The organism is Nocardia sp. BSTN01 (assembly GCF_015354405.1).
Classification (GTDB): domain Bacteria; phylum Actinomycetota; class Actinomycetes; order Mycobacteriales; family Mycobacteriaceae; genus Nocardia.
In genome coordinates, this window is record NZ_JADKYP010000113.1 from 1 (window position 1) to 6,578 (window position 6,578).

Annotated in this window: 6 protein-coding genes and 1 pseudogene; 3 read left to right on the forward strand and 4 right to left on the reverse strand. The window is 69.1% G+C overall.

Features of this window, described 5'->3' with window-relative positions:
- Positions 1-189, forward strand: a pseudogene (locus IRT45_RS35695) (inositol-3-phosphate synthase); the annotation flags it as partial.
- Between the two features lie 249 nt (positions 190-438).
- On the opposite strand, the gene IRT45_RS35700 reads toward IRT45_RS35695, so the two are convergent.
- The 3 genes from IRT45_RS35700 to IRT45_RS35710 form a co-directional block, all read right to left on the reverse strand.
- Complete coding sequence (locus IRT45_RS35700; protein WP_194810170.1) at positions 439-864, reverse strand: GyrI-like domain-containing protein; 426 nt, start codon at positions 862-864, stop codon at positions 439-441.
- 6 nt (positions 865-870) lie between these two features.
- Positions 871-1,374, reverse strand: a complete 504-nt coding sequence (locus tag IRT45_RS35705) for a GyrI-like domain-containing protein (RefSeq protein WP_194810171.1) — start codon at positions 1,372-1,374, stop codon at positions 871-873.
- A 111-nt stretch (positions 1,375-1,485) separates the two neighbouring features.
- Positions 1,486-3,783, reverse strand: coding sequence for a transglycosylase domain-containing protein (locus IRT45_RS35710; protein ID WP_194810172.1), 2,298 nt, complete (start codon positions 3,781-3,783; stop codon positions 1,486-1,488).
- Positions 3,784-4,305: 522 nt separating this feature from the next.
- Between IRT45_RS35710 and IRT45_RS35715 the strand changes: the two genes are divergently transcribed.
- Positions 4,306-5,484 carry an MFS transporter gene (locus IRT45_RS35715; RefSeq protein WP_228535993.1) on the forward strand — a complete coding sequence of 393 codons (1,179 nt, stop codon included), beginning with the start codon at positions 4,306-4,308 and terminating at the stop codon, positions 5,482-5,484.
- On the forward strand, positions 5,478-6,140 hold the full coding sequence (locus IRT45_RS37920) for an HAD family phosphatase (RefSeq protein WP_309241302.1): 663 nt from the start codon (positions 5,478-5,480) through the stop codon (positions 6,138-6,140). Before IRT45_RS35715 ends, IRT45_RS37920 begins: the two co-directional genes overlap by 7 nt.
- Positions 6,141-6,179: 39 nt before the next feature.
- Here IRT45_RS37920 and IRT45_RS35725 read toward each other — a convergent pair.
- On the reverse strand, positions 6,180-6,578 hold a 399-nt coding region (locus IRT45_RS35725; protein WP_194810173.1), incomplete at its 5' end, for a carbohydrate ABC transporter permease.

Consider the following 6,578-nt stretch of genomic DNA (forward strand, 5'->3'; position numbering starts at 1 on the left):
GTGTGGGACTCGCCGAACTCGGCCGGCATCATCATCGACGCCGTGCGCGCCGCCAAGATCGCCAAGGACCGCGGCATCGGCGGACCCGTCATCCCGGCCTCGGCCTACCTGATGAAGTCCCCGCCGAAGCAGCTCGCCGACGACGTCGCCCGCACCCAGCTGGAAGCCTTCATCATCGGCGCTGAATAGTTTGGCCTCGCTTCGCTCGGCGGGTTCGCGGCCCCTAGGGCTCGCCGATGAGGCACCGTGGCTTGCTCCTTCGTCGCCTACGCCACGGCACCTCATCGGCGAGCCGGCCGCGAACGGGGCCTCCTCGAGGTCGGCCCGTGCGGGGTTGGAACAGGCGCTATGTCGCCTGGAACGATGGCTGTCGCAAAAGGCTGGGCTACAGGGTTTTCCCTGTAGCCCAGCCTGATTTCATTTTCTGCCGTCCGGCGGTCAGTCGAGGGAGACGTACACCTCTACCGAGGTGGGGCCGGTGTAGCGTTCGATTTCCGCGGCGTGGGAGCGGGTGATGGTGCCGGCGCTTTCGGCCTTGGCGACCGCGGCCCAGGCGGTGCGGAGCAGGTCGTACGGCTTGTCGGAGACGACGAACTTGGCGTAGCGGCCCGCGGGGATGCGGGTGATCACATCGCCGGTGTCGAGGTCGTCGAGTCCGCCGAGTTCGTAGCCGAGGACCGCGACCGCGTGGTCGTCCTGGCCGATGTAGGCCGCCACGCGCGGGACGTTCTTCTCCCGCGACAGGTAGCGGTCCCAGGTGAAGTTCACCAGATCCAGATCCCGGGCGGTCACCTCGCGCCCGGCCAGCGGAACGGTGAGCCCCCCGACGAGGCTCGGTTCCAGGGTGACGATTTCGAAGTCCACGAGTCCCTACCTGTTCTCGGCGGAATCGGCCTGTGCCACACCGTTGTTCAGCGCATCGGTCAGCGGGTCGCTCTGCAGGGCGACGAACACCTCGACCGTGCGAGCCTCCGGATAGTGCTCGAAGTCGCCGGTGTAGGCCCGCACCAGCGCGCCGGCCGCTTCCAGATCCCAGACCGCGCGCCAGATCGAGACGATGGTGTCGCCCAGGTTGTCACCGGTGCGCAGGAAGCGCGCGAACTTCGCCGCGGGGACGCGGGCCAGCACATCGCCGGGCTGCAGATCGTCGAGGCTTTCACACTGGTAGCCGACGATATGAGTGAGATAGGAACCGATCTCGGGGGCGTGGTCGACATAGGCGGTCGCCGGCGGGCCGGGTAACCGGCGCGCCAGAGTTCGCTTCCACGCCTCTTCCACCTTCTGCCGGCGCGGTCCCTCGACCGCCAGCGCCGGGCTGCGCAGCACCGTGCCCGCCACCAGTGTTTCGTGGCGCTCAACCACTTCGAAATCCACCCGTGTCGCCCCTAATGTCTCGTGTTCAACCCCGTTCCACCCTATCGGCGTGTGCTGGGTGATGGCCGGATTACTCCAATTCGTTTCATCACAGCGTGCCGGATCGGACCGTCATCCGGGAACCGGCACGGTCAGGCCCGGAAAGATCTCCACCTGTCTGGGCGGCGGGGGTGGTGGCGGTGGTGGCGGGGCGGGCGGAATGACGATCACCGGCGGTGGCTGCTGCTCCGACTGCGACGGCGGTTGCAGGATGTCGAACGGTGCGTTCCCGGTCGGCTGCGGCGGCGCGGCCTGCGGCTGCGGTTCCGCGAACGGCCCGGCCGAATTCGGCGGCGGGGGCTCCGCGAACGGCCCGGCCGCGGCGCTGGGATCGGGACCGGCGAACTGTTCGACCGGAGTTCCGGCGAGCGCGCCGTCCATGGTGCGCTTCCAGATGTCGGACGGCAGCCCGGAGCCGTAGATCAGGCCGCCGCCCGCCGTACGAATCGGCTCGGGCTGATCGGTGCCCACCCACACCGCCGTGGACAGCGAGGGGGTGAACCCGATCATCCAGGCGTCCTTGTTCTCGCCGGTGTCACCGAGCTGCGTGGTCCCGGTTTTGGCCGCCGACGGCCGCCCGGCCAGATTGTGCCCGTTCGAATATCCGGGGATGGGCTGCATCGCCTTGGTGGTCGTATCGGTGATCCCGCGCGGGAAGCGCTGCTGCGGCGGCGGCAGCTGACCCGGCCCGGGCGCCCCCCGATCGAGCAGGACCCGGCCGTCTCCGGCCACCACCCGCTGCACGAAGTAAGGCTGGTGATAGCTGCCCGACGCCGCGATGGTGGCATAGGCCGACGCCATGTCGACCGGCCGCACCGAATACACGCCGAGGACGACTGTCGGCGCCGGCTGCCCGTCCGGCTCCGACAGCGAGGTGCCCGGCACACCCGGGATCTGCAGCGGAATACCGGCCTGATGGGCGGCATCGGTCACCGACCGCGGTCCGATGGCCTGCGTGAGCCGGATGAAACTGGTATTCAGGGAACGTTTGTAGGCCTCGGCGAGACTGCAGGTCCCGCAGGATTCACCCTCGACGTTGGTCACCCGCACCCCGTTCACCACGACCGGCGAACTGTCCAGCTGGGACGTCAGCGTGAAGCCCTGCTGCAGTGCCGCCAGCATGGCGAAGGTCTTGAACGAGGACCCGGTCTGCAAGGGGGCCTGCGCGAAGTCGTAGCCGACTCCGTCCTCGCCTCCGTAATAGGCCCGGATCGCGCCCGACCGCGGATCGATCGACACCACGGCAGTGCGCAGCTGCGGCGGCTGGCCGTCGAGGGTGCGGTGCACGGCGTCCAGCGCGGCCTGCTGCGCCTTGGCGTCGATGGTCGTCGTGATCTGCAGCGCACCGGTATTGATCTCCTGATCGCCGATTCCCGCTGCGCGCAACTCCTTCAGCACCTGGGTACGGATCAGCCCGGCGGGGCCGCGGGCGGCATCGTCGTCGGGTTTGGGGGGCGGCGCGATCGTCGGGAATTGCACTTTGTCGCGTTGGCCGAGCGGCAGCACGCCCATCCCGACCATGCCGTCGAGCACGTAGTTCCAGCGGGTCTTCAGCTGGTCGAGGTGCGTCTCGGGATCCAGGATCGACGGCGTGCGCACCACCGCCGCCAGCACGGCGCCCTCCGCGAGGGTCAGTTGCGAGACCGGTTTGTCGAAGTAGGCGCGCGCGGCCGCCGCGATCCCGTAGGCGTCTCGGCCGTAGTAGATGGTGTTGAGGTATGCGGCGAGAATGTCGTCCTTGCTCCACTGCCGCGCCATCTTGGCCGAGATCACCAGCTCCCGCATCTTGCGCGACAGGGTGCGCTCCGAGCTGAGGAAGGCGTTCTTGACGTACTGCTGGGTGATGGTGGACCCACCGCCCGCATCGTCGCGGCCGAGCAGATTGTCGCGCGCGGCCCGCAGGAAGGCCGGCGCCGAGAATCCGGGGTTGCGATAGAAGTCGCGATCCTCGGCCGAGAGCATGGCGTCGCGCATGGTCTGCGGCACCTCCGACAGCGGCACCGGTGTGCGATTGCCTTCGGGGGGAACGATTTTCGCGAGGACGGTCGTTCCGTCGGCGGCGGTGACGGTGGCGATCTGATTGGTCTGCACCGCACTCGGATCGGGTATCTCGGCGCTCCAGTACGCCAGTACCAGCAGCAACGACGGAATCGCGACGAAGATCAGGAACAGCGCCAGCAGCAGGCGCCGAATCCGCTGCCCGCGCGTACGCGGCGGGCGTTCCCCCGCGCTGGCCGGTTTCTCGCGGCGGCGGGGACGACCGCTGTTCGGCCGGGACGCACCGTCGAGCTGCTTCCACCCGGCAATCGAGGCATAAGGCGCCGTTTCCGGGCGGCCGCGCCGCGGTTTGCGGGTCGAGCTCACGATCATCTCCTCCCGGAGCGTCGGCGAACCAGCGAGAAACAACGATCCCGACCAGCCTACGGGGCCGGTCGACGGTCGACCAGAACAGCTAATACCCAGTAAATCGCAGTCTCACTCGGAAACCGGGCGTGACCGGCCGACGGCCCGTCGGTGTGAGCTGAACAACCGCGATGGCAACCGGACTGACGGCCGCGCCGCCAGGGCGCGACGCAACCGCGACCCGACGCCGCGTCGACGGCCCGGTTGCCGATGCAGAAACGGATGAATTAGACATCCGGCATGCATGTTGTGAAGTGGGGCACCAGCGGTCGTTCCGGATGGTAGCTCGACAAACTGCCTGGTAGCTTCCGTTTTGCTCACGTGCAACGTCGCGCATCGCATTCGACCTCTCACTCACCGAACGTCTTTCTTCCTGTCGTCCGTGTGCCTCGGCCGTCCGGCACGAGGCGGAATCGTCATATCCGTCCACCGCCGATCGCGCGGGTCGTCGTCGACCCCGAAATCGGTGGTGACGCTGATGGAGCCGTCATGACACGCACCCTCGCGATGCCTGCGAATCGCGCACTCGAAATACCCCACGACGTCGTCCGGAGTCGTGGCCTGCTGACGGGCTACTTCGCCGGCCTCGGCGTGGTGATGGCCGTCTGGGGAACCCGCATCCCCGCCGTCCAGGAATCCGCCGGACTCGGCACGGCCGGGCTGGCCGGGGTCCTGCTCGCCGCGGCGATCGGTATGGTCGCCGGACTCCAGGTGGGTGGTCGCCTCGCTCGTCCCGCACGATTGCCCGGGCTGCTGACCGCAGGCGGACTGGGTCTGGCCCTCGGTCTCGCGTTGGTGGGCAGCTGCCGCATGCCGCTCGCGCTCGCCGCCGCGGCGCTGTGCTTCGGTGCCGCGCACGGGGTGCTGGACGTCGCGGCGAACGCCGCCGCGGTGCGCTGTCAGAACGCGTACGGCCGGCCGATCATGTCGAGCCTGCACGCGGCCTACAGCCTCGGCGCGCTGGGTGGGGCGGTCATAGCCGTTGTGGCCGCGCGTATTTCGCACACCTACGTCTTCGGTGTCACCGCGGTCGCGGTCGTCCTCGCGACGATCGCGGCGGCGCCCGCCACGCGCTGTATCGGCTCGCCGGTTGCGGATGCGGGGGCGGTGGTGCGTGAGCGCGCGCCCGGACTGTCCCGGTCTCGGATCTGGTTGCTGGGCGCACTGGCCGCGGCATGTCTGCTCGGCGAGGGCGCGGCCGCCGATTGGTCGGCGGTGCACCTGACCGGGCTGCACGCCTCGGCCGCGATCGGCGCCACCGCCTACGCCGCGTACAGCGCCGCGATGGCGGGCGGACGCCTCGTCGGCGATCGGCTCACCGCCCGCTTCGGGGCACCGAAAGTCGTTCGGGCGGGCGCGATCGCGGCCTCGGCCGGACTTCTGACCGGCGTGGCGGGCAACGATGTGCCGTTCGCGCTGGCGGGCTGGGCCGTCTTCGGTCTCGGCCTGGCCGTGACGATTCCGTCCCTGTTCACCACGGCCGGGGCGGGAGGTCCGCGCGCCGTCGCCGCCGTCGCCGTCGCCGGATATCTCGGACTCCTCGCGGGACCGGCCCTCATCGGTGCCGTGGCCACCGTCACGACCCTGCCCGTCGCCCTCGTGCTGCCCGCCCTGCTCGCCGCGGGCGTGGCCGCGCTGTCTCATCGAGCATTGGAGAACCAGTGGTAAGTCCTCTATCCCACTCGCCCGCCGACATCGACGCGGTCATCTTCGACTACAACGGCGTCATCGGTCTGCAGCCGACGACACCCATGTGGAGCGGTCTCGCCGAACTCGCCGGATGGCGCGCCGACGACCTCACCCAGTTCCAGACCACCTTCTGGAGCGCCCGCGAACCCTACGATTCCGGCGAATTCGACGACGTCGACTTCTGGACCGCGGTTCTCGGCCGCCGGCCCGAACCGGTATCGCTCACCCGGTTGCGCGAGGTCGACACCGCCCTGTGGACGCGGACCGACCACCGCGTCGTCACCCTCCTGCAGCAGACTCGGCAGGCGGATCTGCCGATGGTGCTGCTGTCCAACGCGCCCCACCCGGTCGGCGACGCGCTCGACGCCTCCGACTGGCGTGGGCTGATGACCGATGCCCTCTACTCGGCCCGCCTCGGCATGAACAAGCCGCATCCCGACACCTACCGAAATGCCTTGGCCGCCACCGGAGTCGGTGATCCGGGCCGAGTGCTGTTCATCGACGACCGGCTCGACAACTGCGAAGCGGCGGCCCGAATCGGCCTGCGCACCCTCCACTACACCGGCTCACCCGCCGATATCGAAAGACACCTCGATCTGCGCGCCGGACGCCTGATTCCGGGAGCGCATGGGTAACTTCCCGGGCCCGGAGAGGCGGAGGAGCCCGACGTTCCGCTAGCTCTTGACGCCGCCCGCGGTGAGGCCGGAGATGATGCGGCGCTGGAACAACAGCACCATGATCACCAGCGGCACGGTGACGATGATGCCCGCCGCCATGATCGCCGCATAGGGCTGCACCAGCGGATCGTTACCGGAGAACCGCGCGATCGCGACCGTCACCGGCTCGGTCCGGTCCACCGAGAGCAGACTGGCCAGCAGGTATTCGTTCACCGCGGCGATGAACGCCAGGATCGCCGTGGTGAACACCGCGGGTGCGGCCAGCGGCAGCATCACCAGCCGGAAGGCCTGGAACCGGGTGGCGCCGTCGATGCGGGCCGCCTCCTCGAGCTCCCACGGCAGTTCGGCGAAGAACGAGGCGAGGACGTAGACCGTCATCGGCAGCACGAAGGAGAT